Raw genomic sequence first — 25,081 nt, forward strand, 5'->3', positions numbered from 1 at the left:
TCGGGGTAGAATGCCGGCCCTTCATCGACCAGGGTTCGCCCATGGAACGCCCGCGGTTTCGCGCCTCTTTCCTTCATCCGCGCTTCTGGCCGCTGTGGCTGGGCCTGGGCCTGCTGTGGCTGGTGACGCAGTTGCCCTACCGGGTGCTGCTGGGGCTCGGGCGAGTGGCCGGCGCGCTGCTCTACCACCTGGCCGGCTCGCGCCGGCGGATCGCCGCGCGCAACCTGGAGCTGTGCTTCCCGGCGCTGCCCGCGGCCGAGCGGGAGCGCCTGCTGAAGGCCAACTTCGCCTCCATGGGCATCGCCTTCTTCGAGATGGCCATGAGCTGGTGGTGGCCCCGGGCCCGGCTGGCGAAGCTGGCCCACATCGAGGGGCTGGAACACCTGCGGACGGCCCAGGCGGAGGGCCAGGGGGTGATCCTCATGGCCCTGCATTTCACCACCCTGGAGATCGGCGCCGCGCTGCTGGGCCAGGTCCACACCATCGACGGCATGTACCGCGAGCACCGCAACCCGGTGTTCGACTACGTGCAGCGGCGCGGGCGCGAGCGGCACAACCGTGACGCCACCGCCATCGAGCGCGAGGACGTGCGGGCAATGCTCAAGGTGCTGCGGGCCGGGCGGGCCATCTGGTACGCCCCGGACCAGGACTACGGCGCCAAGCAGAGCCTGTTCGTGCCGCTGTTCGGCATCCCGGCCGCCACCGTCACCGCCACCAGCAAGTTCGCCCGACTGGGGCGGGCCCGGGTCGTGCCCTTCACCCAGCAGCGGCTGGCCGACGGCTCCGGCTACCGGCTGACCCTGCACCCGCCCCTGGAGGACTTCCCGGGGGACAGCGAAGAGGCCGATTGCCGGCGCATCAATGCCTGGGTCGAGGTGTCGGTGAGCGACTGCCCGGCCCAGTACCTGTGGGCTCACCGCCGCTTCAAGACCCGTCCGCCGGGCGAGCCGGGCCTGTACCGCAAGGAGCGCTGAGCGAAGACGGCTCCTATACTCGCTCGCAGTCCCTGCCTGGAAGCCGCCCATGACCGATGCCGACCGCTCCGCCCAGCCCGTCACCGGGCTCATCCTTTCCGGCGGCGGCGCGCGGGCGGCCTACCAGGTGGGGGTGCTGGCGGCTATCGCCGACCTGCTGCCGAATGCCACCTACAACCCGTTCCCGGTGATCGTCGGTACCTCGGCGGGGGCCATCAACGCGGTGGCCCTGGCCTGCGGGGCGCTGCACTTCGGCGAGGCGATCCGCCGCCTGACCCGGGTCTGGCAGGGCTTCCATACCGCTCAGGTGTACCGCAGCGACTGGCTCGGGGTGGCGCGCCAGAGCAGCCGTTTCATCGGCCAGGGGCTGTTCGGCCTGCGTCGCGACGAGCCGGTGGCGCTGCTGGACAACAGCCCGCTGCGGGACCTGCTGGCGCGGGAGCTGGACTTCACCGGCATCGCCGCGGCGGTGCGCCTGCGGCAGTTGCGGGCGGTGGCGGTGACCGCCTTCGGCTACGAGTCCGGCCAGGCGATGACCTTCTACCAGGGCCGCGCCACCATCGACCCTTGGTTCCGTCACCGCCGGGTGGGCATCCCGACCCGCCTGGAGGTGTCGCACCTGATGGCCAGCTCGGCGATCCCGCTGATCTTCCCGCCCCAGCGGCTCAACCGCGAATACTTCGGCGACGGCGCCGTGCGCCAGTCCGCGCCCATCAGCCCGGCGCTGCACCTGGGCGCGAGCCGGGTGCTGGTGGTGGGTGTGAGCGGCAATACCCGGCACGGCGACGACGGGGCGATCCGGCTGCGCACCGGACGGCCGCCGACCCTGGCGCAGATCGGTGGGCACATGCTCAACAGCACCTTCGTCGACAATTTGGAGACCGATATCGAGATCCTCGAGCGGATCAACCAGATGAACCTGGCGATGCCCGAGGAGCGGCGTTCGCGCGCCCTGGGCAGCAAGCCGGTGGAGGTGTTGATCGTGTCCCCCAGCCAGCCCCTGGACGTGATCGCCGCGCGCCATCGTCACGAGATGCCGCGGGCGCTGCGCCTGTTCCTGCGCGGCCCGGGCGCAACCAAGGCCAGTGGCGCCGGCGCCCTGAGCTACCTGCTGTTCGAGCCGGGCTACTGCAACGAGCTGATCGAACTGGGCTACCAGGACGCCATGGCCCAGAAGGACGCCCTGCTGGCGTTCCTGCACCTGCGCGAGGCGCCGCGGCCTGTGCCGCTGGCGGTCGTGCCAGGGGCGTCAGCCGGCGAAGGGCAGCAGCAACGCGCCGCCCAGGGGCATGCCCAGTGCCAGGCCCACGCTCAGGCGTGGCCGGTAGGGCAGCAGCAGGACCAGTGACAGGCTGGCCGCCCCCAGCAGCCCGACCCACAGCACGCTGCCCACGGTGATGCCGTGGTGGGCAACGCAGGGCGCCCAGGAGGCTGCCACCCCTAGCCAGCCCCCCAGGCGCAGCAGGCGGGCCCGGCGCGGCGAGGGTGGGGCGCCGAAGACGTCGCCGTGGTGGCGGTTCATGGCCAGGCACAGGCCGCAGAACCCGGCGTAGGCCAGGCCGAAGGCGAGCAGGCTCATCCGGCGATCTCCCGGGCGGGCGCGAGGCCGTCGGCAGGCGCCGCCTCGGCCCTGGCGCGGTGGGTGGGGGCCACCTTGGCCGGGCGCTCGCCGCGTACCGGCTTGGCCGGCGGCCGGTGCCGCGCCACCTTCCAGGCCAGCCAGCCCAGCAAAACGCCCAGGCCCAGGCAGGCCAGGTCGAAGCCGCCCAGTATCCAGTCGGCGTAGCGCCAGCCGCCCGGCAGGCTCAGCAGGCCGCAGGCCAGGTCCAGCAGCGGGATGCCGCCCAGCAGGGCGGCGCCCAGGCCCAGTTGCTCGACCCAGGCGCGCTTGTGGGGGCGCAGCCAGGGGTGCAGCAGCGCCAGGCTCCAGGTGATGAAGAACACGTGCACTTCCCAGGCGGCGCGCTCGCCGAGCCCGGCGGGCAGCAGGCGGTTGGCCCACAGGTAGGCGGCCATGGCCACGGGCAGGCCGGCCAGGGCGCCGACGTTGAGCGCCCGCACCAGGCGCAGGCCGGCATCCGCCTTGGCCTGCTTGGCACTCTGGGCGGCGCGCTTGACCACCCAGAGCACCAGGCCGCTGGCGATCATGAAGCAGCCGGACAGGCCGCAGACGATGTACAGCCAGCGCAGCAGCGGTTCGGCGAAGCGGCCCATGTGCAGCCCGTAGAGGGTGTGGTAGAGGGTCGCCACCGTGGCCGGTGAGCGGACTTCCTCCAGCACCTGGCCGTCGGCGCCGAACACCAGGCGTGGCGCCATGCGGCTGACGTGGCCCCCGTCGCTGCCCAGCACCTCGATTCGCGCGTTGGCGTCGCCCGGGTTGTGCACCACCAGGCCGCCCACCGCGACGCCGTTCCAGTGCGCCCGCGCCCGCTCCAGCAGTGGCTCCAGGGCGGGCAGCGGCGCTGCCTGGCCGCTGCGGGGGATCGGCTGGACCCGTGGCGACAACTCGCTGTACAGCTCCAGGCGCTGCTTCTGGCCGTACTGGGCCAGGCCCGGCCAGGGCATATAGATGTGCATCAGCATCACCAGGCCGCTGAAGGTGATGAGCAGATGGAACGGCAAGGACAGCACGGCGGACACGTTGTGGCCGTCCAGCCAGGAGCGCTGGCCCTTGCGCGGGCGCAGGGTGAAGAAGTCCTTGAAGATCTTCTTGTGGGTGACGATGCCGGTGATCAGCGCGACGAACATGCTCAGGGTGGCGAGCCCGACGATGATCCGCCCGGTGATCGGGCTCACGTGCCAGAGCTGGAAGTGGAAGGCGTAGAAGAACTCGCCGCCCCGGGTCGCGTCCTCGTCCAGGGCGTCGCCGGTGGCGGGGTTCAGGGTCGCGCTGCCGAAGCGGCGGCCTTCGCCGCCCGGCCAGAACGCCTTGACCACCGGCCGGCGCTCGTCCGGCAGGGTCAGGGTCCAGCTGGGCGCGTCCGGCGCCTGGCGCTCCAGGCTGGCCACCACCTTCTCCAGGTTCAGCGCCCGGGCATCCAGGGCGTGGCGGTCGGGGCGCATCCAGTGGTCGATTTCCTCGCGGAAGTAGCTGGCGGTGCCGGTGAGGAAAATGGCGAACAGCAGCCAGCCCAGCAGCAGGCCGCTCCAGGTGTGCAGCCAGGCCATGGATTGGCGGAAACCTTCTTTCATGACAGCACTCCGTTCTTCGCCAGCCAGGCGAGCCCGCCCAGCACCAGGGCCGGTACGCCGATGCCCAGCCAGGCCTGCAGGGCCGTGCGGCAGGCGAACGCCCAGAGCACGGCGCAGAGGTACACCAGAAAGCTCACCATCACCCCGGTGAGCACCGCCTCCGAGCGGGACATGGGCAGGAACAGCGCCAGGCAGATGCCGCTGGCGGTGGCCAGGCCGTAGCCGGCGAAGACCGCCGCGACGCCGCGGGACGCCACCGCCAGGCGGTAGCGGGTGGAGAGGGTGGCGCCTTTCACGACGACGCCCCCGGGACGGCACCGGCAGGTCGCGCCCGGCGAGGCGCGTGGCGCTCGGGGAGCATGAGGGTCTCCTGGTTCATTCGGGTTGCCCGGCGGCGAAGCCCAGGGCGCGGCCGCTGGCCACCAGCGCGGTGGTGCCGTGGCCTTCGTCGGGGAAGATGCGCAACTGGCTGCGCAGGCCGGCGCGCTCCAGGGGCGCCAGGGTCGCGGCCAGCTCGCGGACGTTGTCCACCATGCGCCGGCTGTCCAGCCGCTGCCGGCGAGGGTCGTTGCCACCGGCGTCGAGGGGCGACGGTTGTTCCAGCGCGCCGACCCCGAGGAACAGCCGCAGCGGCTGCGGGCGGTCCGCCAGGCGCTGGGCGAAGGCCCGCTGTTCGTCGAGGATCTGACGGTGGTTCCACCAGATGGACGGGCTGATCGCAAGGTAGGTCTGGAACGCCTGGGGCCGGGTGAACAGGGTGTGCAGGGTAAACAGCCCGCCGTAGGAGTGGCCGAACAGCGTCTGCCGCTGGCGATCCACCGGGTAGCTGCGCTCGATCAGCGGCTTCAGCTCGTCTTCCACGAAGGCCAGGAAACGGTCCGCGCCACCCTGGCGGCGCGCCTGCTCGTCCCCGGTGTCGCTGAGATCGGCGGCCGGCGGTGTGTAGTCCTCGGCCCGGGCCTGCTCGTCGTTCAGGCCATCGATGGGGTAGCCGATGCCCACCACCAGCGTGGGCGCCTGGCCGGTGACCGCGGCGCGTTTCTCCTGGGCGCGGGCCTGCAGGGCCAGCAGCGGGAACTGCGCGTTGCCGTCCAGCACGTAGATCACCGGGTAGCCCGTTGCCGGCGCCGGTGCGCTCGGCTTGGAGACAAAGATCCGGTAGCTGCGCCCGGTGTGGTGCGAGGGCAGGTCGCGCTGCACGCTCTGGGGCAGCACCGCCGGGGCCCAGCCCGTTGCCCCGCTCCCGGCGGCGAAGGCCGACGGGGCGAGGCCGAGGACGCAGGCCAGGATCAACAGCGTTTTCATCCGTTCTCCTTGGCGCCCGCCGAACGGGCGCCGGTGGTTCACCAGGTGTATGTGAGCGACGCGGTGACGTTGCGCCCCGAGCCGTAGTAGCAACTGGCGACGCTGCCGCAGGTGGCCACGTAGAGCTCGTCGGTCAGGTTGCTGGCGTTGAGGGCCACCGCCGTGCCTTTCATGCCCACGCGGCTCAGGTCGTAGCGCACCGCGGCGTCGATGAGGGTGTAGCCGCGGATGTGGTAGAGGTTGTCCGCGTCGCCGTAGGTGCTGCCGGTGTAGCGCGCGCCGGCGCCCAGACCGAGGCCGGCCAGCGGGCCGTCATGGAACACGTAGTCGGCCCAGAGCGAGGCCATGTGCCGCGGCACCTGGGCGAGGCGCTTGCCCAGCTCGCTGCCGGTGCTCTCGGTGATTTCCGCGTCCAGGTAGGTGTAGCCGCCGGTCAGGCTCAGGCCCTGGGTCAGGGATGCCTTGCCCTCCAGTTCCACGCCGCGGGTGCGGCTTTCGCCGCTCTGCTTGTCGCACAGGCTGGGCAGGCAGGTGGTGTGGGTCGGGTCGGTGTCGTCCACGGTGATGTTGTTCTGCACCAGGTGGAAGACCGAGAGGGTCAGGTAGCTGTCGCTGCCCTCGGGCTGGAACTTGATGCCCGCTTCGTACTGCTCGCCCTCGGTGGGCTCGAAGGGCTTGCCGTCCCAGCTTTCGCCCACCGCCGGTTCGAAGGAGGTGGCATAGCTGACGTAGGGCGCCAGGCCATTGTCGAACAGGTAGGTGGCGCCGGCGCGCCAGGTGAAGGCGTCGTCCTTGGTGACCGTGCGGCTGTCGGTGCGGCGGTTCAGCTGGTCGTCGTTGAAGTGGTCCTGGCGGCCGCCCAGGGTGAAGCGCCAGTTGTCCAGGGCGATCTGGTCCTGCAGGTAGACGCCGGTCTGGCGGTTGGTGGTGTCGTAGTCGGTCTGCACCGCCAGGGTCGCCGGCACCCGCGCCACGCCGGTATGGACCGGATGGAAGATGTTGATCGGGGCGATGTTGGGGTGGTTGCTGATCTTGCGGGTGTGCTCCCAGTCCGCCTGCAGGTAGTCCAGGCCCACCAGGGTGGTGTGCTGCAGCGCGCCGGTGGCGAAGTCCGCCTGCAGGTGGTTGTCCACCGTTACCGAGCGGGCATCGCCGTCGCCGTAGGCGGCGCGGCGGCGCAGGGTGTGGCCGTCCGGCTGGGTGTCGCCCAGGGATACCGCGCCCTTGTACAGGGTATCCACGTGGCTGTAGCGCAGGTTCTGGCGGAACGACAGGTTGTCGTTGAGGCGCTGGCTGAAGTCGTAGCCCAGGGACCACTGTTCGCGGTCGAAGGTGTTCCAGTCCTTCTCGCCGAGGAAGGTGTCGCGGTCGATGCGCCCGTGCGGGGTGCGCAGGGTGCCGGTCATGGGCAGGAACTGGTAGGTGGAGCCGCCTTCGTCCTTCTGGTACTGGCCCAGCAGGGTCAGCTCGGTGTCCTCGCCGGGCATCCAGGTGAGGCTGGGGGCGATGAAGGTGCGCTGCAGGTCGGTGTGGTCGACCTGGGCGTTGCCGTCGTTGAACGAGCCGACGATCCGTCCCAGCCAGTCGCCCTGGCTGTCCAGCACGCCGCCGGTGTCCAGGGCCAGCTTGTACTGGTCGTAGCTGCCGACCTGCAGCATGACCTCGTTGCGCTGGTTGGCATCCGGGCGCTTGCTGACCATGTTCACCAGCCCGCCGGGGGTGACCTGGCCGTAGAGCACCGCCGCGGGGCCCTTGATCACTTCCACCCGCTCCAGGCCGTAGCTGTCGAACTGGGTGGTGGTCCACTGGCCGCCGCGCAGGGTGCGCAGGCCGTCGAGGTACAGGTTGTTGCTCCAGCTGCCGGCGTCGAAGCCGCGCACGCGGATGTCGTCGGCGCGGCTGTCGATGCCCGAGGCCTCGGCGCGCACGCCGGCGGTGTAGCGGACCGCCTCGGCGACGGTCTGCACGCCACGATCGTTCATGTCGTCACGGGTGACCACCGAGATCGACTGGGGAATCTCCCGTAGCGCGGTGTCGGTCTTGGTGGCGCTCAGGCTACGCGTGGCCACGTAGCCCTGGACCGGGCCGAGGGCGCGCTCGCTGTCGGCGGCGCTCTGCACCACGGTGGTGTCCAGGTTGAGGGCGGCACCGGTGGCGGCCGGCTCCAGGGTCACGGTGTCGGCGTCGGTGAAGCGGTAGGTCAGGCCGCTGCCGGCCAGCAGGTGGGCCAGGGCCTGTTCCCGGCTCATGCGCCCGCTCACCCCGGGCGAATGCCGGTCGCGGGCCATGGCCGCGTCGAAGAACAGCTGGATGCCGGTGGTCTCGGTGAACTCCACCAGCGCGGTGCTCAGGGTCTGCGCGGGGATGTCGAACCGCTGCCCCTGGGTCTCGCTGCCCGCGCCGGCGGCGAGGACGGTGCCGGCGGGCAGGGCCGTGCCGGCCATGGCCAGGGCCAGCAGCAGCGAGGCGCTGCGGGGACGGTGGAAGGGTGATGAGGGTCGCTTGGACATGGTGGTGGTTCTCCCCGATGCTCGCCGCGCAGGGCGCGAGCGAGGCTTAAGATATCAAATGCGAAAAAATCTTATTTGATAATTCGCCCCACTAAGACGGGCGAGCAGCGGGTGGAGCATTAGTCCCAGGGCAAAATTTTTTTCAGGACGCGGGTCGCACCAGCACCAGCCAGTCGGTGGCGCGGGTCAGCCGCACCGGCAGGACCCGGGCGATGGTGCGCAGGGCGGCGTCCGGGTCGTCGGTGCGGAACACCGCAGTCACCGGCTGCCGCGCCAGCGCCGGGTCGGTGACCAGGATGCGGCCGTGGCGATAGCGCTGCAGTTCGGCCAGCACGTCGACCAGGGGCGCCTCAACGAACACCAGCCGGTCCCGGCGCCAGGCCAGGGCGCGGCGCAGGTCCACCGGTTCCGCCGGGTGCAGGCCGGCGTCGTCGTAGCGCACCTGCTGGCCGCGGCCGAGGGTGTCGTGGGCTGCGCCGGCCTCCACCGCCACCTGGTGCTCGGTGACTGTCAGGCTGGCTTGGTCGCCGTCGCGGCGCACGGCGAAGGCGGTGCCCAGGGCACGCCCGCGCAGGGGGCCGGCGTCCACCACGAAGGGCCGGGCCGGGTCGGGGCTCACCTCGAAGTACGCTTCGCCGCGGTACAGGTGAATGCGCCGGCGGTCGGCGCTGAAATCCACCGACAGGGCACTGTCGCTGCCCAGTTCGATGCGCGACCCGTCGGCCAGGGTCAGGTGGCGATGCTCGCCGACGCCGCTGCGGTAGTCCGCCAGCACCCCGGTGCGCAGCATCGATCCGACGCCCAGGGCCAGCAGCAGGCAGGCCGCGGCGGCCAGCAGCGAACGGCGTCGCCGGGTACGCCGTACCGGCTGGGCGGAAGGTGGAGGTGCGAGATGCGGCGCCAGGTCGTCCAGGCGCCGCCAGAGGCGCTGCGCCCGCTGCCAGGCGGCGCGGTGGTCGGCGGAGGTCTCCAGCCAGGCCGCGAAGGCCGCCCGGTCCGCCGCGCTGGCCGCCTCGTCCTGCAGCCGCACCAGCCAGGCCAGGGCTTCTTCTGCAAGGCTGTCGGTGGGCAACGGCGGCGCGCTCATCGGTCGCGCTCCGAGGCGTCGTCGCCCATGCAGCGTTCCAGGGTGGCCAGGGCCTTGACCATATGCACCATCACGGTGTTCTTGGCGATGCCCAGGCGGCTGGCGATCTCCGCGTAGGAGAGCTCCTCGAACTTGGCCAGCATGAACACCTCGCGGCAGCGGGGCGGCAGGTTGTCCACCTCCCGCAGCAGGCGCGCCAGCTCGCTGCGCTGCAGGGCCTCGGCTTCCGGGGTGGGCTTGGGGTCGGCGATGGCGTCGACGGTAGCGGCATCGGCCTCCACCTCGACCCCCAGCCCGGCGTGGCGCTGGTGGTCGAAGGCCAGGTTGGAGGCAATGCGGAACAGGTAGGCGCGGGGGTTGCCGATGCCCGCCGTCTCGCGGCCGGCCAGGCGCAGCCAGGTTTCCTGGGCCAGGTCCTCGGCGAGGGCGGCGCAGCCCAGGCGCCGGGCGAGAAAGCGGGTCAGGGCGGCGCGTTGCTCAGTGAAGGCGTACAGCAGTTTTTCGCGATCCTTGAACATCGCCAGTGACCGGGCTGGGCAAAAAGGGCGGCCACTGTAGCGTCTATGAGATCGATTCTCAATCCTAAGTGGCGTGCGCCCCCCCGGCCCTCAACCAGCCAGGCGGCCAGCCCGGTAGTCGCGCAGCGCCTGGTCGATCTCCTCCCGGCTGTTCATCACGAACGGCCCGTATTGCACGATGGGCTCCCCCAGCGGGCGGCCGGCCAGCAGCAGGACCCGGGCGCCGTCGGCGCTGTCCAGGATCAGCTCGCCCGCGTCGCCGAGCCGCGCCAGGTGACCCTTGGCCACCGTCTCGCCGCCCACCTGCAGCGCACCTTCGAACACGTACAGCAGGACCCGCAGGCCATCGGCCAGGCGCGGCGCGACCCGTGCGCCGGGCGCCAGGGTCAGGTCGTACAGCTGGGGGTCGGTGACCGGGCGCCGGACTGCGCCTTCGACCTGCACCTGGCCATCGTCGAAGTGCCCGGCGATCACCCGCACGGCGCTGCCACCGGCCAACGGGCGATGGGGAATCTCGTCCGGATCGAAGTCCCGGTAGGACGGCTCGCCCAGCTTGTCCCGCGCCGGCAGGTTCAGCCACAGCTGGAAACCGCGCATGGTGCCTTCCTGCTGTTCCGGCATCTCGCTGTGAATGATGCCGCGGGCCGCGGTCATCCATTGCACGCCGCCGTTGCGCAGCAGGCCCACATTGCCCAGGTGATCCTCGTGGCGCATGCGCCCCTCGATCATGTAGGTGACGGTCTCGAAACCGCGGTGGGGATGGGGTGGGAAGCCGGCGACGTAGTCGTCGGGGTTGGCGGAGCCGAATTCGTCCAGCATCAGGAACGGGTCGAAGCGCCCGTCGCCGGGCTCGGCCAGCACGCGGGTCAGGTTGACCCCGGCGCCGTCGGACGTGGCGCGGCCCTGGCTCTGGGCGATGATGGTACGCACGGTGGGGGATGACATGGCAAACCTCCTCATCAGGTGTGAGGCGGATGCTAAAGCAGGAAATACAATGGATGGTCTCTGTTTTTACGTAGAAACCATCCGGATTTTGGATGGGTTCTCAGGCGGCGCTGCTTTCCACCACCGAGCCCCGGTGTTCTTCCAAGTATTGGGCGAGGGCGTCCCGCTGCGACGGGCTCAGCTCCAGACCGAGCTTGGTCCGCCGCCAGAGGATGTCGTCCAGCTCACGGGCCCATTCCTCGCGACGCAGGTAGTCCACCTCGCGGGCATGCAGGCCGGCGCCGAAGTCCTGGCCCAGGTCGTCGAGGCTGTTAGCGCCTTCCAGCAATGTCCAGGCACGACTGCCATAGGTGGTGCTCCAGCGGCTGGCGAGCGCCGCGGGCAGCCAGGGGTTGTGGGCCTGCAGGCGTGCGGCCAGGGCCTGCGGGTCGTCCATGTCCTCGCCACCGGGCAATGGCGTGGCGGCGGTCCAGCTGGCCCCCAGGCGCGGGAAATGCGGGGCCAGGAGCGCCATGGCCGACTCGGCCAGCTTGCGGTAGGTGGTCAGCTTGCCGCCGAATACCGACAGCAGGGGCGCCTCGCCGGCCTCGCCGGATGTGGACAGGGTGTAGTCGCGGGTGATGGCCGAGGGCTCGTCCGACTCGTCGTCGCAGAGGGGGCGCACCCCGGAGAAGGTATGGAGGATCTGGCTGCGGTCCAGGGGGCGGGTGAAATGGGCGTTCACCACCGCCAGCAGGTAGTCGATCTCTTCGTCGCTGATGCGCACCTGGGCCGGGTCGCCCTGGTACTCCCGGTCGGTGGTGCCGATCAGGGTGTAGCGGTCCAGGTAGGGGATGGCGAAGACGATGCGGCGGTCTTCGTTCTGCAGGATGTAGGCGTGGGTGCCTTCGTACAGGCGCGGCACCACGATGTGGCTGCCCTGGATCAGGCGGATGCCGTAGGGCGAGCGCTGCTTGAGGTCTTCCTTGATGAAGCGCGCCACCCAGGGGCCGGCGGCGTTCACCAGGGCGCGGGCGCGGATCGCGTAGCGGCTGCCATCGGCCCGCTCCAGCTCGATGTCCCAGAGGTCCTTGCTGCGCCGGGCACTGAGGCAGCGGGTACGGGTGTGGAGGTGGGCACCGTGTTCCCGGGCGGCCATGGCGTTGAGCACCACCAGACGGGCGTCGTCCACCCAGCAGTCGGCGTATTCGAACCCGCGGGCGATTTCCGCCTTCAGCGGGCTGGTTGCGTCGAAGCGCAGGCCGCGGGAGGCTTTCAGGCGCTGGCGCTTGCCCAGGTTGTCGTAGAGGAACAGCCCCGCGCGGATCATCCAGGCCGGCCGCAGGTGGGGGCGGTGGGGCAGGACGAAGCGCATCGGCTTGACGATATGGGGAGCCTTGGCCAGCAGCACCTCGCGTTCGGCGAGGGCCTCGCGGACCAGGCGAAATTCGTAGTGCTCCAAATAGCGCAGGCCGCCGTGGATCAGCTTGCTGCTGGCGGACGAGGTGTGCTGGGCGAGGTCGTCCTTTTCGCAAAGGAACACGGAAAGCCCGCGACCCGCGGCGTCCGCGGCGATCCCCACACCATTGATACCGCCCCCGACCACGGCGAGATCGTAGACTTCGGCGAGCGGGGTGGAGGATGAAGGCGTTGGGTTCATGGGCGGTTCCCCGGTGTCGAAAATGAACGCGTTTATGTTCGAATACGAAAATAGCTTAGTCGAGTGCACGGATATTGACCAGCCCGGGTTCGTATTCGATCGGTCGGCGTCGTCCAAAAAAGGCAGCCGCCACCGGGCCATGCCCCTGGATAGGGTGGCCGGAGGGTGAAGAAAGGGGGAGTGCGTCGGCCGGCGGAAGGCCGGCCCTTGGGCTCAGACCAGGTCCAGGTGGACCTTGTGCTGGGCCATCAGGCGCGTCACCGAGGGCGGTGGCGGGCTGTCGCTGAAGACCCGGGTGACCAGGCTGATGGGCCCCAGGCGCACCACGGCGTTGCGGCCGAACTTGCTGGAGTCGGCAGCCAGGAACACCTGCCGGGCGTTATCGATGATGGCCTGGGACACGCGCACTTCCTGGTAGTCAAAGTCCAGCAGGCTGCCATCCTCGTCGATGCCGCTGATGCCCACCAGGGCGAAGTCCACGCGGAACTGCTGGATGAAGTCCACCGCCGCCTGACCGACGATGCCGCCGTCGCTGCGCACCGTGCCGCCCGCCACCAGGACTTCGAAGTCCTCCTTGCCGGCGAGGATGGTGGCCACGTGCAGGTTGTTGGTGATGATCTTCAGGTGGCGGTGATCCAGCAGCGCCCGGGCGATGGCCTCGGTGGTGGTGCCGATGTTGATGAACAGCGAGGCATTGTCCGGCACCAGGCGGGCGATGGCCTCGGCGATGCGCTGCTTCTCGTCGCGCATCTGGTCGGCGCGCATGGTATAGGCCGTGTTCTCGATACTGGAGTCGTAGGCCGCGCCCCCGTGGTAGCGGCGCAGCAGGCCCTGTTCGGCCAACTGGTTGATGTCGCGGCGGATGGTCTGCGGGGTGACCGCGAACATCTGGGCCATCTCTTCGATACTCAGATAGCCGCGCTCGCGGACCTCCTGGATGATGCTCTGCTGTCGTGGAGGCAGGTTCATTCGTCGTTCTCGTGCGGCCGGGCCCGGGTCCCAGGAAAGTCCCCAAGGATGCCGCACGAGGGCACCCGCTGTCAGCCGCCCATATGCGGGCGACTGGCAGCGGGTGGGCAAAGGGCCGGCCCCGGAGGGGCGTCGCCTCAGAGGTCGCCGTCGTCCCAGCCGCGGGTACGTTCCACGGCCTTTCTCCAGCCGGCATAGCGTTTCTCGCGTTGGTGCTCGTCGCACTGCGGCTCGAATACCCGCTCGATCACCGCCTTGCGCTTGAGCTCATCCAGGCTGCTCCAGAAGCCGCTGGCCAGGCCCGCCAGGTAGGCGGCGCCGAGGGCGGTGGTCTCGCGCATTTCCGGGCGCTCCACCGGCGTGCCGAGCAGGTCGGCCTGGAACTGCATGAGGAAGTTGTTGGCTACCGCGCCGCCGTCCACCCGCAGGGCCTGCAGGCGCTCGCCGGCGTCCTGCTGCATGGCGTCGAGGACGTCGCGGGTCTGGTAGGCGATGGATTCCAGGGTGGCGCGGATCAGGTGGTCCACCTTGACCCCCCGGGTCAGGCCGAACACCGCGCCGCGGGCGTAGGGGTCCCAGTAGGGCGCGCCGAGGCCGGTGAAGGCCGGCACCAGGTAGACGCCGTTGCTGTCCTTGACCTTGGTGGCGAAGTATTCGGAATCGAACGAGTCGTTGATCACCTTCAGTTCGTCCCGCAGCCACTGCACGGTGGAACCGCCGTTGAACACCGCGCCTTCCAGGGCATAGCCCACCTCGCCGCGGGGGCCGCAGGCGATGGTGGTGAGTAGCCCGTGGGTGGAGTCCACCGCCTTGTCGCCGGTGTGCATCAGCAGGAAGCAGCCGGTGCCGTAGGTGTTCTTGGCCTGCCCGGGTTCCACGCACATCTGCCCGAACAGCGCCGCCTGCTGGTCGCCGGCGATACCCGCGATGGGAATCGCGCCACCGCCGACGCCGCCGATGCTGGCCTCACCATAAAGGGTCGAGGACGGCTTCACGGTGGGCAGCATTTCCCGGGGCACGTCGAGGACGCGCAGCATCTCCTCGTCCCACTCCAGGGTGTGGATGTTGAACATCAGGGTGCGCGAGGCGTTGGTGTAGTCGGTGACGTGCACCTTGCCTTCGGTGAGCTTCCAGATCAGCCAGCTGTCGATGGTGCCGAACAGCAGCTCGCCGCGCCGGGCCCGCTCGCGGCTGCCCTCGACGTGGTCGAGGATCCACTTGACCTTGGTGCCGGAGAAATAGGGGTCGATCACCAGTCCGGTGATCTCGCGGACCCGTTGCTCCAGGCCGTCGCGCTTGAGCTGCTCGCAGATGGCGGCGCTGCGCCGGCACTGCCAGACGATGGCGTTGTGGATCGGCCGGCCGGTGTGCCGGTCCCAGACCACGGTGGTTTCGCGCTGGTTGGTGATGCCGATGGCGGCCACGTCGTCGTGGCCGATACTGGCCTGGGCCAGGGCCTCCACCAGGGTGGAACTCTGGGTCGCCCAGATTTCCATGGGGTCGTGCTCGACCCAGCCGGCCTGGGGGTAGTACTGGGCGAATTCGCGCTGGGCCTGGCTCACCACGTTGGCGTCGCGGTCGAAGACGATGGCCCGGGAGCTGGTGGTGCCCTGGTCCAGGGCGACGACGTATTTCTTGTTGTGGGTGTCGGTCATGGCGTAAGCCTCGGGGCGGAAGGGGTCAGGATGCCTGCATCTTGGTCACCGGCGCGGCGTCGACGGGCTCGCCGAGCACCGCCTCCAGGCGCACGGTCTCGGTCACCGCCACCACCGGCAGCACGCTCGGCAGGTGACGGGCGATCAGCAGACGATAGCCGCCCGCGCCCAGGCAGGCGCCAACGATGGGCGCGAAGATCGGCACCAGGAAGTAGGGAGTCTCCCGGCCGCCGGTGAAGGCCAGCGGGCCCCAGCCGGCCAGGTAGGTCATGAGTTTCGGGCCGAAGTCCCGTGCCGGGTTCATGGCGAAACCGGTCAGCGGGCCCATGGCGCTGCCGATCACCGCGATCAGCAGGCCGATCAGCAGCGGTGCCAAGGGACCCTTGGGCAGGCCGTTGCCGTCGTCGGTGAGGGCCATGATCACGCTCATCAGGATCGCCGTGATGATGGCTTCCACCAGGAACGCCTGGCCCACCGACAGCAGCGGGTGCGGGTAGGTGGAGAACACCGCCGCCAGGGGCAGGCTGGCCTCGCTGCCGCGCACGATGTGCTGGCTGCTTTCGTATTCGAAGAACAGGCCGCTGTAGAGGCCGTACACCAGGGCGGCGGCGCAGAAGGCGCCGGCCACCTGGGCGACGATGTAGAAGGGCAGCTTGCGCCGTTCGAAGCCGGCGAACAGGCACAGCGCGATGCTCACCGCCGGGTTCAGGTGGGCGCCGGAGACGCCGGCGCTGAGGTAGATCGCCATGCTCACGCCGACCCCCCAGATGATGCTGATCTCCCACAGGCCGAAGCTGGCGCCGGCGACTTTCAGCGCCGCGACGCAGCCGGTGCCGAAGAAGATCAGCAGGGCGGTTCCGAGGAATTCGGCCAGACACTGGCCCATCAGCGTGGGGGTTGCGGCAGGTGCGGACATGGAGGGTCCCTCTCTCTGTTCTTGTATTTATGGCGGGTTGCCGGGAAGATTGTTCAGATTCGAAAAAATATAGTCAGAAAGGAATGCTGTCAAAGCGCGAAGGTGAACGTTCGGACCGAAACGGACCGGTGGGTTTCAGGCGCGCTGGGGTTTGTGAAGCGCTTGGCAGAACTGCTGAGACGGCCGTCACGAACGGCCTTGAGCGGCATGCCGGCATGGGCGCTGGCGAGCCGATGGCTTAAGGTGAGCGCCTGCCGTCCGTCCTGTCCGGAGTAGCCATGACCCCCGCCATCGACTTGTTGAAGAAAGCCCGCGCCGAGCATCGAGTGCACAGCTACAGCCACGACCCAAAGGCGCCGTCCTACGGCCTGGAGGCCGCGGAAAAGCTGGGGCTGGACCCGGCGCGGGTGTTCAAGACCCTGCTGGCGGCCACCGAGAAGGGCGAGTTGCTGGTGGCGGTGGTGCCGGTGTGCGGCAGCCTGGACCTGAAGGCCCTGGCCACCGCCGCCGGGGCGAAGAAGGCGGACATGGCCGACCCCCAGGCGGCCCAGCGCGCCACCGGCTACCTGGTGGGAGGCATCAGCCCACTGGGCCAGAAGAAGCGCCTGCGCACCTTCATAGACGACAGCGCGCAGCAGTACCCGAGCATCCATGTCAGCGCCGGCCGGCGCGGCCTGGAAGTGGAATTGAGCGCGGCGGTGCTGGCCGAACACACCCAGGCCCGCTTCGCCGCCATCGGCCGACCATGACAACCTGCCGCCGGGTCCTCCCGGCGGTTTTCCTCCATCCGTTCCCAGGGGTTTTATGTCCCGTCATCTGCTTGCCATCGACCAAGGCACTACCAGTTCCCGTGCCATCGTGTTCAACCTCGACGGGGTGCCGGTGGCCAGCAGCCAGCGGGAATTCCGCCAGTACTTTCCCCAGGACGGCTGGGTCGAGCACGACGGCGAGGAGCTTTGGGCGAGCACCCTGCAGGTCTGCCGCGAGGCGCTGGCGAGCCAGGGCCTGAGCGCCTCGGATATCGCCGCCATCGGCATCACCAACCAGCGCGAGACCACCCTGGTGTGGGACGCCCGCAGCGGCGAGCCGATCCACAATGCCATCGTCTGGCAGGACCGGCGCACCGCCGACTACTGCGCCGAGCTCAAGGCGGCCGGCCACGAAGCGCGCATCAGCGCCCGCACCGGGCTGCTCATCGACCCGTACTTCTCCGCCACCAAGCTGCGCTGGATTCTGCAGAACGTGCCGGGCGCCCGGGAGCGGGCCGAGCGCGGCGAGCTGCGCTTCGGCACCGTGGACTGCTTCCTGCTGTGGCGCCTCACCGGCGGCGCGGTACACCGCACCGACGCCACCAATGCCTCGCGCACCCTGCTGTTCAACATCCACGAGCAGCGTTGGGACGAGGACCTGCTGGCGTTGTTCGACATCCCCTCCAGCCTGCTGCCGGAGGTCCTGGATTGCGCGGCGAACTTCGGCACCACCTGCGCCGACCTGCTGGGGGCGCCGATCCCGGTGCTGGGCATGGCCGGCGACCAGCAGGCCGCCCTGGTGGGCCAGGCCTGTTTCCAGCCGGGCATGGTGAAGAGCACCTACGGCACCGGCTGCTTCATGATCCAGAACACCGGGGCGACGCCAGTGACCTCGAAGAACCGCCTGCTCACCACCGTCGGCTACCGCCTGGGCGGCCAGGTCAGCTATGCGGTGGAGGGCAGCATCTTCGTCGCCGGCGCGGCGGTGCAGTGGCTGCGCGATGGCATCAAGCTGATCGACCACGCCCGGGACACCGAGGCCCTGGCCGAGCAGACCGGCCACGCCTGCGGCGTCTACCTGGTGCCGGCCTTCACCGGCCTCGGCGCGCCCTACTGGGACCCGAAGGCCCGCGGGGCGATCTTCGGCCTGACTCGTGACACCGGGATCAAGGAAATCGTCACCGCTGGCCTGCAGTCGGTCTGCTACCAGACCCGCGACCTGCTGGAAGCCATGCGCCAGGACGGCGCGGCGGCGCCCAGTGCCCTGCGGGTGGACGGCGGCATGGTGCAGAACAACTGGGTGATGCAGTTCCTCGCGGAAATCCTCGGGGTCCCCGTGGAACGTCCCCGGGTCACCGAGACCACCGCCCTCGGCGTGGCCTACCTGGCCGGCCTGCAGGCCGGGTTCTACCGCGACCTGGACGAGATCGCCAGCCACTGGCAGCGCCAGCAGCGCTTCGAGCCGACCCTGGACGATGCGCAGCGCGACGGGCTCTATGCCGGCTGGCTGGATGCCGTGGTGCGGGTGCGCAGCGCCGGCTGAGGCCATCTCGCCGAGCCGGTCGGGGGGGGGCGCCGGCTCATCGGCATGAGCCAGGAGGACGGTCACGGCGCGGAGCGGTCGCGATGCCCGCTGCGCCGCACGCCTCCGAGGCGGCGGCCACCGTCCGCGAACACCGGCGCCACGTGTCCGGCGAAATCCGGCCAAAGTGTACGGGGCGCCGGCAGGGCGGGGTGGGCATGCTCGGTGGGCCTTTTCATCGGAGATACGCCATGCCCCTCGATTTCCACCAGATCGACGCCTTCGCCACGGGCCTCTTCGCCGGCAACCCGGCGATGGTCTATCGCCTCGACCACTGGCTCGACGACGACCTGATGCAGCGCATCGCCGCCGAGCACAACCTGTCGGAAACCGCCTTCGTGGTCCGCGAGGGCGCCGGCTGGCGCATCCGCTGGTTCACCCCCTCCGCCGAAGTGCCGCTGTGTGGCCATGCCACCCTGGCCGCTGCCCACGTGTTGTTCCAGGTGTATGGCGAGCCGGGGCAGCGACTGGACTTCGTCTGCCGCAGCGGCGCCCTGGCGGTGGCGCGGGAGGGCGAGCGGCTGGTGCTGGACTTCCCCGCGCAACCGGCCCGGCCCATCGCGGCACCCGAGGGCCTGGCGGACATGCTCGGCCAGACGCCGGTGGCGGTGCTGGACGCGCCGCAACTGCTGGTGGTGCTGGAGTCGGAAGAGGCGCTACGGGCCTGCGCGCCGGACATGGCCGCCCTGAAGCGCCTGCCCTGGGGGCTGGTGATCGTGACGGCGAAAGGCCGGGAGCTGGACTTCGTTTCCCGCTGCTTCGCGCCGACGATCGGCATCGACGAGGACCCGGTGACCGGATCGGCCCATTGCATCCTGGTGCCCTACTGGGCCGAGCGGCTGGGTCGCACGGCGCTGGAGGCGTCCCAGGGCGGCGCCCGGGGCGGGCGTCTGTGGTGCCGGCTGGAAGGGGAGCGGGTGAAGATCGGCGGCCACGCGGTGATCGTCGCCAGCGGCCGCCTGCACCTGGCGTGAGGCGATTCAGGCGGCGCCGCTGAAGCGGCGCACGCCGTCCTCCTGGTTGGCCGGGGCGGCGGCGCTGGCCGGGTAGAGCACCAGATGTGCGGCCGCGACGCGGATGCCCACCTGCTGCCCCGGCGCGTAGTCGGTCTGGCTGGGGAACACCGACTCCAGCTGTGTGCCGGTGGGTAACCGCAGGCGGTACAGGGTCGCTGCGCCGAGGAACGTCTTGCCCAGCACCTGGGCCTGCAGCGGGCTGTCCGGCGCGTGGACGATGTCGTCCGGGCGCAGCAGCACGTCCACCGCGCTGCCGCTCTGCCAGGAATAGGCCCGGTTACCGCGGATCACCCCCAGTTCGGTCTGCACCGTGTCCGGGCTCTGCATCTCGCCGCGGATGAAATAGCCCTGGCCGATGAAGCTGGCGACGAAGGGCGTCTGCGGCTCGTGGTAGAGGTTGTAGGGGGTATCCCACTGCTCCAGGCGACCCTGGTTGAAGACGCCCACCTGGTCGCACACGGCGAAGGCTTCTTCCTGGTCATGGGTCACCAGGATGGCGCTGGTGCCGCGACTCTTGAGGATGTCGCGCACTTCGTGGCTGAGGCGCCGGCGCAGTTCGCCGTCCAGGTTGGAGAACGGCTCGTCCAGCAACAGCAGCAGCGGTTCCGGCGCCAGCGCCCGGGCCAGGGAGACCCGTTGCTGCTGACCGCCGGACAGCTCGTGGGGGTAGCGCTTGCCGAGGCTGGCTAGGTTCACCAGCTCCAGCAACTCGGCAGTGATGCGCGCCTTGTCCGGATGCTTGCGGATGCCGAAGGCCACGTTGTCCGCCACGCTCAGGTGGGGGAACAGCGCGTAGTCCTGGAACACCATGCCGATCCGGCGTTTCTCCGGGGCGAGGGTGTGGCCGGCGGCGGACAGCCGCTCGCCGGCCAGGCGAATCTCGCCGTCCTGCACCGGCTCGAAGCCGGCGATGGCGCGCAGGGTGGTGGTCTTGCCGCAGCCCGAGGAGCCCAGCAGGCAACCGATGTCGCCGGCCCTCAGGTTCAGGTTGAGGTGATGGACCACGGTCTGGTCGTGGTAGCCACAGGCGACGTCGCGAAGGCTGAGCAGGGTGTCGTTCATGCGTGGGAGGCGTGTTCGATGAGGAATTCGAGAAGCGCTTTCTGCGCGTGTAGACGGTTCTCGGCCTGGTCCCAGGCGCGGGCGCGGGGGTCGTCCAGCAGGTCCTCGCTGATCTCCTCGCCGCGGTGGGCGGGCAGGCAGTGCAGGAACAGCACCCCCGGGTCGGCGGCATCCAGCAGCGCCCGGTCCACCTGGTAGGGCCGGAACAGCGCCAGGCGCCGCTCGCCGTCCTCTTCCTGGCCCATGGAGGTCCAGACGTCGGTGCTCACCAGGTGCGCACCGGCCACCGCTTCCCGTGGGTCGCGGACGATCTCCACGCGGCCGGCGGCGCGTTCGAGGAACGCGGCCTTCGGCTCGAACCCCTCGGGGCAGGCGATGCGCAGGCGGAAGTCGAATTGCTCCGCCGCTTCGATGTAGGTGTTGCACATGTTGTTGCCGTCGCCGATCCAGGCCACCGTCTTGCCGGCGATAGTGCCACGCTGTTCCAGATAGGTCTGCATGTCGGCGAGCAATTGGCACGGGTGCAGGTCATCGGACAGGCCATTGATCACCGGCACCCGGGAGTGGGCGGCGAACTCGGTCAGGGTGCTGTGGGCGAAAGTGCGGATCATCACCCCGTCCACCATCCGCGACATCACCCGGGCACAGTCGGCGATGGGCTCGCCACGGCCGAGCTGGGTGTCGCGGGGGGACAGGAAGATCGCCTGGCCGCCGAACTGGATCATGCCCGCCTCGAAGGACAGCCGGGTACGGGTGGAGGCCTTCTCGAAGATCATCCCCAGTACCCGGTTGCGCAGGGGTTCGTAGAGCACGCCGCGGTCGCGCAGGTCCTTCAACTCCACGCCTCGGCGGATCAGGCTGTTCAGCTCGGCGGGCGTACAGTCCATCAACGAGAGAAAATGCCTAATGCTCATGATTCACACCTTACATCGGGCCGGGCTTCCTTTTTATTGGGAAAAGAAGGGAAGCCGCGGCAAAGGCCGCGTGAAGCGACGGAAAAAGGGAAAGGCGCGATCTTATAAGTAAATGTCGCCGGGGAACAAGGCGCGGTGACCGGCCGGTACCGAGGCCCCGAGCCTGCCCGGAATCGCGGTCCCGGCGCAATGGCGGGATGTGCAGGATTCCCCGACGTAAGGACGACGAAACGCCGGAACGCCCAAGCGGCACCGTGAGACTGAACAGGGAGAACCCCTGAAAGGAGACTCCAAATGACTCTGTGGACTATCTGCGCCCTTACGGTCGCCGTGGCGATCGCGCTGTTCGACCTGTGGGCGTTGCTGAGCGTGTTCCGAAGCGACAAGCCCTTGGGCGTCCGGCTTGGCTGGGCGGCGGTCATCGTGGCGTTGCCGGTGATCGGCCTGGCGGTCTGGGGCAAGTTCGGTCCCCGGGCGGTGGTGGAGCCGCCCAGTTCGCCCGAACATAGCAAGGGCTGACGATACCGATTGGGTTCAGTGGCCCGTGAGCCAACCTGCCGGGGCGTTCCGGTGGCCGAAAGCTGTGCGCCGCGCCGCTTGCGGACGAATAGCTCTTGGCGAATTTAGAGGGTCGGCGCTAGCGTTAGGCTTCCATGGGTCTTGGATTCAGGAGGAAATCAAGATGAACTTCGAACAGTTCCAGCAATTCTGCGTCACCAATCGCAGCAAGTCGCTGGCGCTCACGGCAATGCGCGAGCACTTGCTGGCGACAGGGCGTGAGGGGGATCGCCTGGTCGCCAGCGAATGCCTGGCGAAGCGATTGGAAATTCTTCAGCAAATGAATGCGGTATGCGGGGAGTTTCCCCAGGATGCCGGCCGCGCCGCCAATTTCATGCGCTGAGCACCGGTGACCCGCGTGCGGCCTGTGTCTGGCCGTATGCGGGTAACCACGTTCACCCTTCGGTCCAGCAGCGCGATCAGGTCTAGGACTTCCTTGAGGAGTCGTCGTAACGGGGTCCAGCGCTTCGGAAACAGTCTTGCCAGGATGGTGGTTCCGCCCGCGTTGGGTTCTCCATCTTCAGCACAATGCCCTAGAGCCCCGGTCACGACCCGGTGCGGCCGTGTCATGCAGGCGCCCAGTACCAGTCGATACTCCGCCACGTTGGGGACATAGTTAGTGTCATGCGCCATAGCAACGCTTTCTGCATATGAGGTCAATTGACCATCATAAAAAGCGTTTGCATCAAGCAGTCCGCCCTTCATTCCAGCGTGATTATTTATATAGTCGACCATCGGAAAAGAATTTGGCATGGATATTTAAGCGAAGCGGTTAATTGCATTTTGATTGCGAACGTTACCATTTGTCCGTTTCGAAGAACTCCCGGGAGTGCCTATCTCTCTCAATCATAAGAAGCAATGGTGCTTCTTATGCAACGTATCAAGGAGAATGAAAATGGCCGATAATCGCCAAGGCAATAACAACCCGGGTAACTTTGCCAACGACCGTGAACGCGCTGCCGAAGCCGGCCGTAAAGGCGGACAGTCCAGCGGCGGTAACTTCGCCAATGATCGCGAAAAAGCGTCGGAAGCCGGCCGCAAGGGCGGACAGCACTAATTGAGTGCTGGCAGTAGAAAATACTCCGTGTGAATGACCGCGGGCATGAGGGGTGAAACCTGGTATTCACGCGGAGTATTCCTTGAATAACTACGTTTATTTGATGTGGCGTTGAACCAAAGACTCGCATTGGTTCTTCTCGGTCAGGAGCCAATGCGAGTTTTTGTTGGATTTCAAACAGCGCACTAACGAAGTGCTAAACGAAGAAAGCCCTGCATCGCAGGGCCTTTGGCGGCGGACCTGGCCTCAGCGTTTGGCCGTGGCGTCCGGATCTTCCGAACGGCGCATGAAGGCCTGGGTGGTTTCCGGCAGATGGTCCAGCAACCACTGGGCCATGGCCTTCTCCTGCTCCAGGATGCGCTCGCAGGCCGACGCGGTCTGCTCGTCACCCAGTTCCCGGGCGGCGGCGATCAACACGGTGTAGGTGGAAATCTCAACGCATTCAAAGGTATAGCCGGCCATGGCGCCCTTCACCACCTCGTCGCTCATGGCCATGCTACCCACTGCCTGGCCGAAGGCCATGAGCTTGCCCGCCAGGTCCTTGAAGGTGGACGTGGAGCCGCCCAGTCGGATGATGCATTCATCCAGCAGACGCTGCTGCCCCCGGGTTTCCTCGATGTGTTCCTCGATGCGGGCCTTGAGCTGCGGATAATGTTCCAGGCGGCTCGACTGGGCCTTCAGCATCTGTTCCGCCTGTTGCTCCATGCCGTGGGCATCCCGCAGCCAATCCAGCAAGTTGTCTTTCTTGGACGTCGTCATTACGGTCTCCTGGGTATGAGGTTGACCTTATGATCGTCCCCTGATGGGGAGTATTAGGTCCTGTACGGAAAGTGCCTGCGCTCGGTGATGCTGCGTTAAAAACAAACTCAGAATGCTCTTTTACAGCACGTAAACTCCGCTTCTTCGCCTCTTTTTGCCTTGCCTGACCTTCGCTCGACGACTTTCGTACAGAACCTGGTTCCGAGCTTCGGCCGAACAGCTTTGCTGAATTATTTATTTATGATTCCACGCCGTAGGTGTCAGTTTATTGCCATTATTTCGTTCGTCCGGAGTGCAAAACCGACGCCGCTTACATTTCCTCCGTTATGACGACGGGCAAATCGTCCATATTCAGGGAAGAGCTTCATGAATTATTACGCAACGGCAGCTGGCAATGGCTCGGTCTTGATGGAAGCCAATACGCGTTGTCCTGCATTACGTGCCAATGCAACGCACGAATGGCTGGCCGGGAAAACGCTTCCTGGAAGGTGGGTCCGTTTGGCGAAGATTGACGTCCAGGTGGGCCCATACGAAGACGGGTATTCATTCAGCGATAGCGCATGAAATTCCGGCTAGCAACGTACACCCCATAACGCCCTGAGAGGTTCATGCACAACAAGCGGCTGCAATACACCGTACGCATCGCCGAGCGGAACCCGGCGAACCGACTGCTGGAGCAAATCGGCGGTCCTCAGGGCGAATGGAGCGCAGCCAATGACCCGGAATGGACCTACATCGAGTCGCCGCAGCCGGCGATGGATGGTGTGATGGAACCGCTACGATGATTCTTCGGCGGACGAGCAGGACACCCTGGCAAATAGGGTGGTGCGTACCCTGTCCGATCCGGAAGCCGATCCGCTCACCGGCGCCGAACTGGGATCGTTATCCCACGCCACCGGCCAGCGTTGACCGGGCATAAAAAAGGCGGTGCATGCCTTGCACCGCCTTTTTTGTTTCCTCGCACTCAGTGTTTGAGATGGGCGCGAACCTTGTCCGCCGAGACGCCCACGGCCTCCACGGCCGCCTTCAATTGGTCCTCGGATACACCCAGGGCCTTGGTCCAGTAATCGACTTCGTGCCGTTCATGCACATTGATACGGCTACGGTCGGCACTGCCACGGTTTTTCAGGTCGTCCATCGCTCACTCCTCAATGGGATTCTTTTGGCTCGACAGGGTTGGCTTCAACGAGTTGAAGGTCCTCTAGAGAGGTCTCGACCTGCGCTTCGGTTCCAAGCTTGTTGTAGTAAGCCTTCAGGGCTTCCAGTTCCTTGCGATCCATTTCCTCCAGATTCAACAGCTGATCGTGGGCGCCCTGGGTCGCCCGCAAGAGTTCGTCCAGCTTGATGTGGACGGCGTCGGTGTCCCGGTTCTGGGTGTTCTGGATCAGGAACACCATGAGGAAGGTGACGATGGTGGTGCCTGTGTTGATGATTAACTGCCAGGTGTCGTTGAAGTGGAAGATCGGCCCGGTGAGCGCCCAGAGCACGATGATGGCGATGGCCAGCTGGAACGTTCGGGCACGCCCGCACCACTCGGCCAGGGTGCGGGCGAACGTATGAAAGGTGAAGGGCGTGCGCTTCATCATGAACTCTTTTTGCGACGGCTAACTCCATTTGACCTCACTGGAAAAAAGGAAAGTTCCGGGAGAATGATCGTTGCAAGTTACTGATATC

The 25,081-nt window shown here is 67.8% G+C and carries 25 protein-coding genes and 2 pseudogenes; 10 read left to right on the top strand and 17 right to left on the bottom strand.

Annotation, left to right across the window (positions count from 1 at the left end; translation table 11 throughout):
- The first annotated feature begins 41 nt into the window (after positions 1 to 41).
- Positions 42 to 974, top strand: coding sequence for a lipid A biosynthesis lauroyl acyltransferase (locus FM069_RS16295; protein WP_143489428.1), 933 nt, complete (start codon positions 42 to 44; stop codon positions 972 to 974).
- Between the two features lie 49 nt (positions 975 to 1,023).
- Complete coding sequence (locus tag FM069_RS16300) at positions 1,024 to 2,322, top strand: patatin-like phospholipase family protein (RefSeq protein ID WP_143489429.1); 1,299 nt, start codon at positions 1,024 to 1,026, stop codon at positions 2,320 to 2,322.
- Here the strand turns inward: FM069_RS16300 and FM069_RS16305 are convergent.
- From FM069_RS16305 to FM069_RS16360, 12 genes are all read right to left on the bottom strand, one after another.
- The gene (locus FM069_RS16305) at positions 2,224 to 2,553 is read right to left on the bottom strand and encodes a DUF3325 domain-containing protein (RefSeq protein ID WP_143489430.1); all 330 of its coding nucleotides are present in this window, start codon (positions 2,551 to 2,553) and stop codon (positions 2,224 to 2,226) included. The two genes, FM069_RS16300 and FM069_RS16305, sit on opposite strands and share 99 nt — an antisense overlap.
- Complete coding sequence (locus FM069_RS16310) at positions 2,550 to 4,166, bottom strand: PepSY-associated TM helix domain-containing protein (protein ID WP_143489431.1); 1,617 nt, start codon at positions 4,164 to 4,166, stop codon at positions 2,550 to 2,552. The genes FM069_RS16305 and FM069_RS16310 overlap by 4 nt, the downstream gene beginning before the upstream one ends.
- Entirely contained in the window at positions 4,163 to 4,462 is a 300-nt protein-coding gene (locus FM069_RS16315) for a DUF3649 domain-containing protein (RefSeq protein WP_143489432.1), read from the bottom strand. Before FM069_RS16315 ends, FM069_RS16310 begins: the two co-directional genes overlap by 4 nt.
- Positions 4,463 to 4,541: 79 nt before the next feature.
- Positions 4,542 to 5,471 (bottom strand): alpha/beta hydrolase, encoded by a 930-nt coding sequence (locus FM069_RS16320; RefSeq protein ID WP_143489433.1) that lies wholly within the window; start codon positions 5,469 to 5,471, stop codon positions 4,542 to 4,544.
- A 38-nt stretch (positions 5,472 to 5,509) separates the two neighbouring features.
- A complete protein-coding gene (locus FM069_RS16325; protein WP_218570307.1) occupies positions 5,510 to 7,981 on the bottom strand; it encodes a TonB-dependent siderophore receptor in 2,472 nt (823 codons plus the stop codon).
- 142 nt (positions 7,982 to 8,123) lie between these two features.
- A complete protein-coding gene (locus FM069_RS16330; protein WP_143489434.1) occupies positions 8,124 to 9,068 on the bottom strand; it encodes a FecR family protein in 945 nt (314 codons plus the stop codon).
- Entirely contained in the window at positions 9,065 to 9,586 is a 522-nt protein-coding gene (locus FM069_RS16335) for an RNA polymerase sigma factor (RefSeq protein ID WP_143489435.1), read from the bottom strand. The genes FM069_RS16330 and FM069_RS16335 overlap by 4 nt, the downstream gene beginning before the upstream one ends.
- Before the next feature lie 90 nt (positions 9,587 to 9,676).
- A complete protein-coding gene (locus FM069_RS16340; protein ID WP_143489436.1) occupies positions 9,677 to 10,531 on the bottom strand; it encodes a pirin family protein in 855 nt (284 codons plus the stop codon).
- A gap of 100 nt (positions 10,532 to 10,631) precedes the next feature.
- Positions 10,632 to 12,170 carry a glycerol-3-phosphate dehydrogenase gene (glpD, locus tag FM069_RS16345; protein ID WP_143489437.1) on the bottom strand — a complete coding sequence of 513 codons (1,539 nt, stop codon included), beginning with the start codon at positions 12,168 to 12,170 and terminating at the stop codon, positions 10,632 to 10,634.
- Between the two features lie 213 nt (positions 12,171 to 12,383).
- Positions 12,384 to 13,139, bottom strand: a complete 756-nt coding sequence (locus tag FM069_RS16350; RefSeq protein WP_143489438.1) for a DeoR/GlpR family transcriptional regulator — start codon at positions 13,137 to 13,139, stop codon at positions 12,384 to 12,386.
- A 137-nt stretch (positions 13,140 to 13,276) separates the two neighbouring features.
- Positions 13,277 to 14,794: a glycerol kinase GlpK gene (gene glpK / locus FM069_RS16355; RefSeq protein WP_143489439.1), complete on the bottom strand. Its 1,518-nt coding sequence runs from the start codon at positions 14,792 to 14,794 to the stop codon at positions 13,277 to 13,279.
- Between the two features lie 25 nt (positions 14,795 to 14,819).
- A complete protein-coding gene (locus FM069_RS16360; RefSeq protein ID WP_143489440.1) occupies positions 14,820 to 15,710 on the bottom strand; it encodes an MIP/aquaporin family protein in 891 nt (296 codons plus the stop codon).
- A gap of 278 nt (positions 15,711 to 15,988) precedes the next feature.
- Between FM069_RS16360 and ybaK the strand changes: the two genes are divergently transcribed.
- The 3 genes from ybaK to FM069_RS16375 all read left to right on the top strand — a co-directional run bounded on the left by ybaK (position 15,989) and on the right by FM069_RS16375 (position 19,015).
- Complete coding sequence (gene ybaK / locus FM069_RS16365; protein ID WP_143489441.1) at positions 15,989 to 16,459, top strand: Cys-tRNA(Pro) deacylase; 471 nt, start codon at positions 15,989 to 15,991, stop codon at positions 16,457 to 16,459.
- A gap of 55 nt (positions 16,460 to 16,514) precedes the next feature.
- Positions 16,515 to 18,002 carry a glycerol kinase GlpK gene (glpK, locus tag FM069_RS16370; protein ID WP_143489442.1) on the top strand — a complete coding sequence of 496 codons (1,488 nt, stop codon included), beginning with the start codon at positions 16,515 to 16,517 and terminating at the stop codon, positions 18,000 to 18,002.
- 230 nt (positions 18,003 to 18,232) lie between these two features.
- On the top strand, positions 18,233 to 19,015 hold the full coding sequence (locus FM069_RS16375) for a PhzF family phenazine biosynthesis protein (RefSeq protein WP_143489443.1): 783 nt from the start codon (positions 18,233 to 18,235) through the stop codon (positions 19,013 to 19,015).
- A 6-nt stretch (positions 19,016 to 19,021) separates the two neighbouring features.
- Here the strand turns inward: FM069_RS16375 and FM069_RS16380 are convergent, their stop codons facing one another.
- Positions 19,022 to 20,119, bottom strand: a complete 1,098-nt coding sequence (locus tag FM069_RS16380) for an ABC transporter ATP-binding protein (RefSeq protein WP_143489444.1) — start codon at positions 20,117 to 20,119, stop codon at positions 19,022 to 19,024.
- Complete coding sequence (gene argF / locus FM069_RS16385; protein WP_143489445.1) at positions 20,116 to 21,033, bottom strand: ornithine carbamoyltransferase; 918 nt, start codon at positions 21,031 to 21,033, stop codon at positions 20,116 to 20,118. The genes FM069_RS16380 and argF overlap by 4 nt, the downstream gene beginning before the upstream one ends.
- Positions 21,034 to 21,327: 294 nt before the next feature.
- Here argF and FM069_RS16390 point away from each other — a divergent pair, with 294 nt between their 5' ends.
- The 3 genes and pseudogenes from FM069_RS16390 to FM069_RS16400 form a co-directional block, all read left to right on the top strand.
- Complete coding sequence (locus tag FM069_RS16390; RefSeq protein WP_143489446.1) at positions 21,328 to 21,552, top strand: PLD nuclease N-terminal domain-containing protein; 225 nt, start codon at positions 21,328 to 21,330, stop codon at positions 21,550 to 21,552.
- A 163-nt stretch (positions 21,553 to 21,715) separates the two neighbouring features.
- Complete coding sequence (locus FM069_RS16395; protein ID WP_143489447.1) at positions 21,716 to 21,934, top strand: hypothetical protein; 219 nt, start codon at positions 21,716 to 21,718, stop codon at positions 21,932 to 21,934.
- A gap of 579 nt (positions 21,935 to 22,513) precedes the next feature.
- Positions 22,514 to 22,648: pseudogene (locus tag FM069_RS16400) on the top strand (general stress protein); the annotation flags it as partial.
- A gap of 246 nt (positions 22,649 to 22,894) precedes the next feature.
- Here the strand turns inward: FM069_RS16400 and FM069_RS16405 are convergent.
- Complete coding sequence (locus FM069_RS16405) at positions 22,895 to 23,407, bottom strand: ferritin-like domain-containing protein (RefSeq protein WP_143489449.1); 513 nt, start codon at positions 23,405 to 23,407, stop codon at positions 22,895 to 22,897.
- A gap of 366 nt (positions 23,408 to 23,773) precedes the next feature.
- Here FM069_RS16405 and FM069_RS16410 point away from each other — a divergent pair, with 366 nt between their 5' ends.
- Positions 23,774 to 23,971 carry a hypothetical protein gene (locus tag FM069_RS16410; protein WP_143489450.1) on the top strand — a complete coding sequence of 66 codons (198 nt, stop codon included), beginning with the start codon at positions 23,774 to 23,776 and terminating at the stop codon, positions 23,969 to 23,971.
- Positions 23,972 to 24,015: 44 nt separating this feature from the next.
- Positions 24,016 to 24,120 (top strand): annotated as a pseudogene (locus tag FM069_RS21900) (manganese catalase family protein); the annotation flags it as partial.
- A 251-nt stretch (positions 24,121 to 24,371) separates the two neighbouring features.
- Here the strand turns inward: FM069_RS21900 and FM069_RS16420 are convergent.
- Positions 24,372 to 24,545, bottom strand: a complete 174-nt coding sequence (locus FM069_RS16420) for a DUF3606 domain-containing protein (RefSeq protein ID WP_143489452.1) — start codon at positions 24,543 to 24,545, stop codon at positions 24,372 to 24,374.
- Positions 24,546 to 24,555: 10 nt separating this feature from the next.
- The gene (locus tag FM069_RS16425) at positions 24,556 to 24,990 is read right to left on the bottom strand and encodes a low affinity iron permease family protein (RefSeq protein WP_143489453.1); all 435 of its coding nucleotides are present in this window, start codon (positions 24,988 to 24,990) and stop codon (positions 24,556 to 24,558) included.
- Positions 24,991 to 25,081: the final 91 nt, after the last annotated feature.

The sequence above is a fragment of the Pseudomonas mangiferae genome, assembly GCF_007109405.1.
Classification (GTDB): Bacteria; Pseudomonadota; Gammaproteobacteria; order Pseudomonadales; family Pseudomonadaceae; genus Pseudomonas_T; species Pseudomonas_T mangiferae.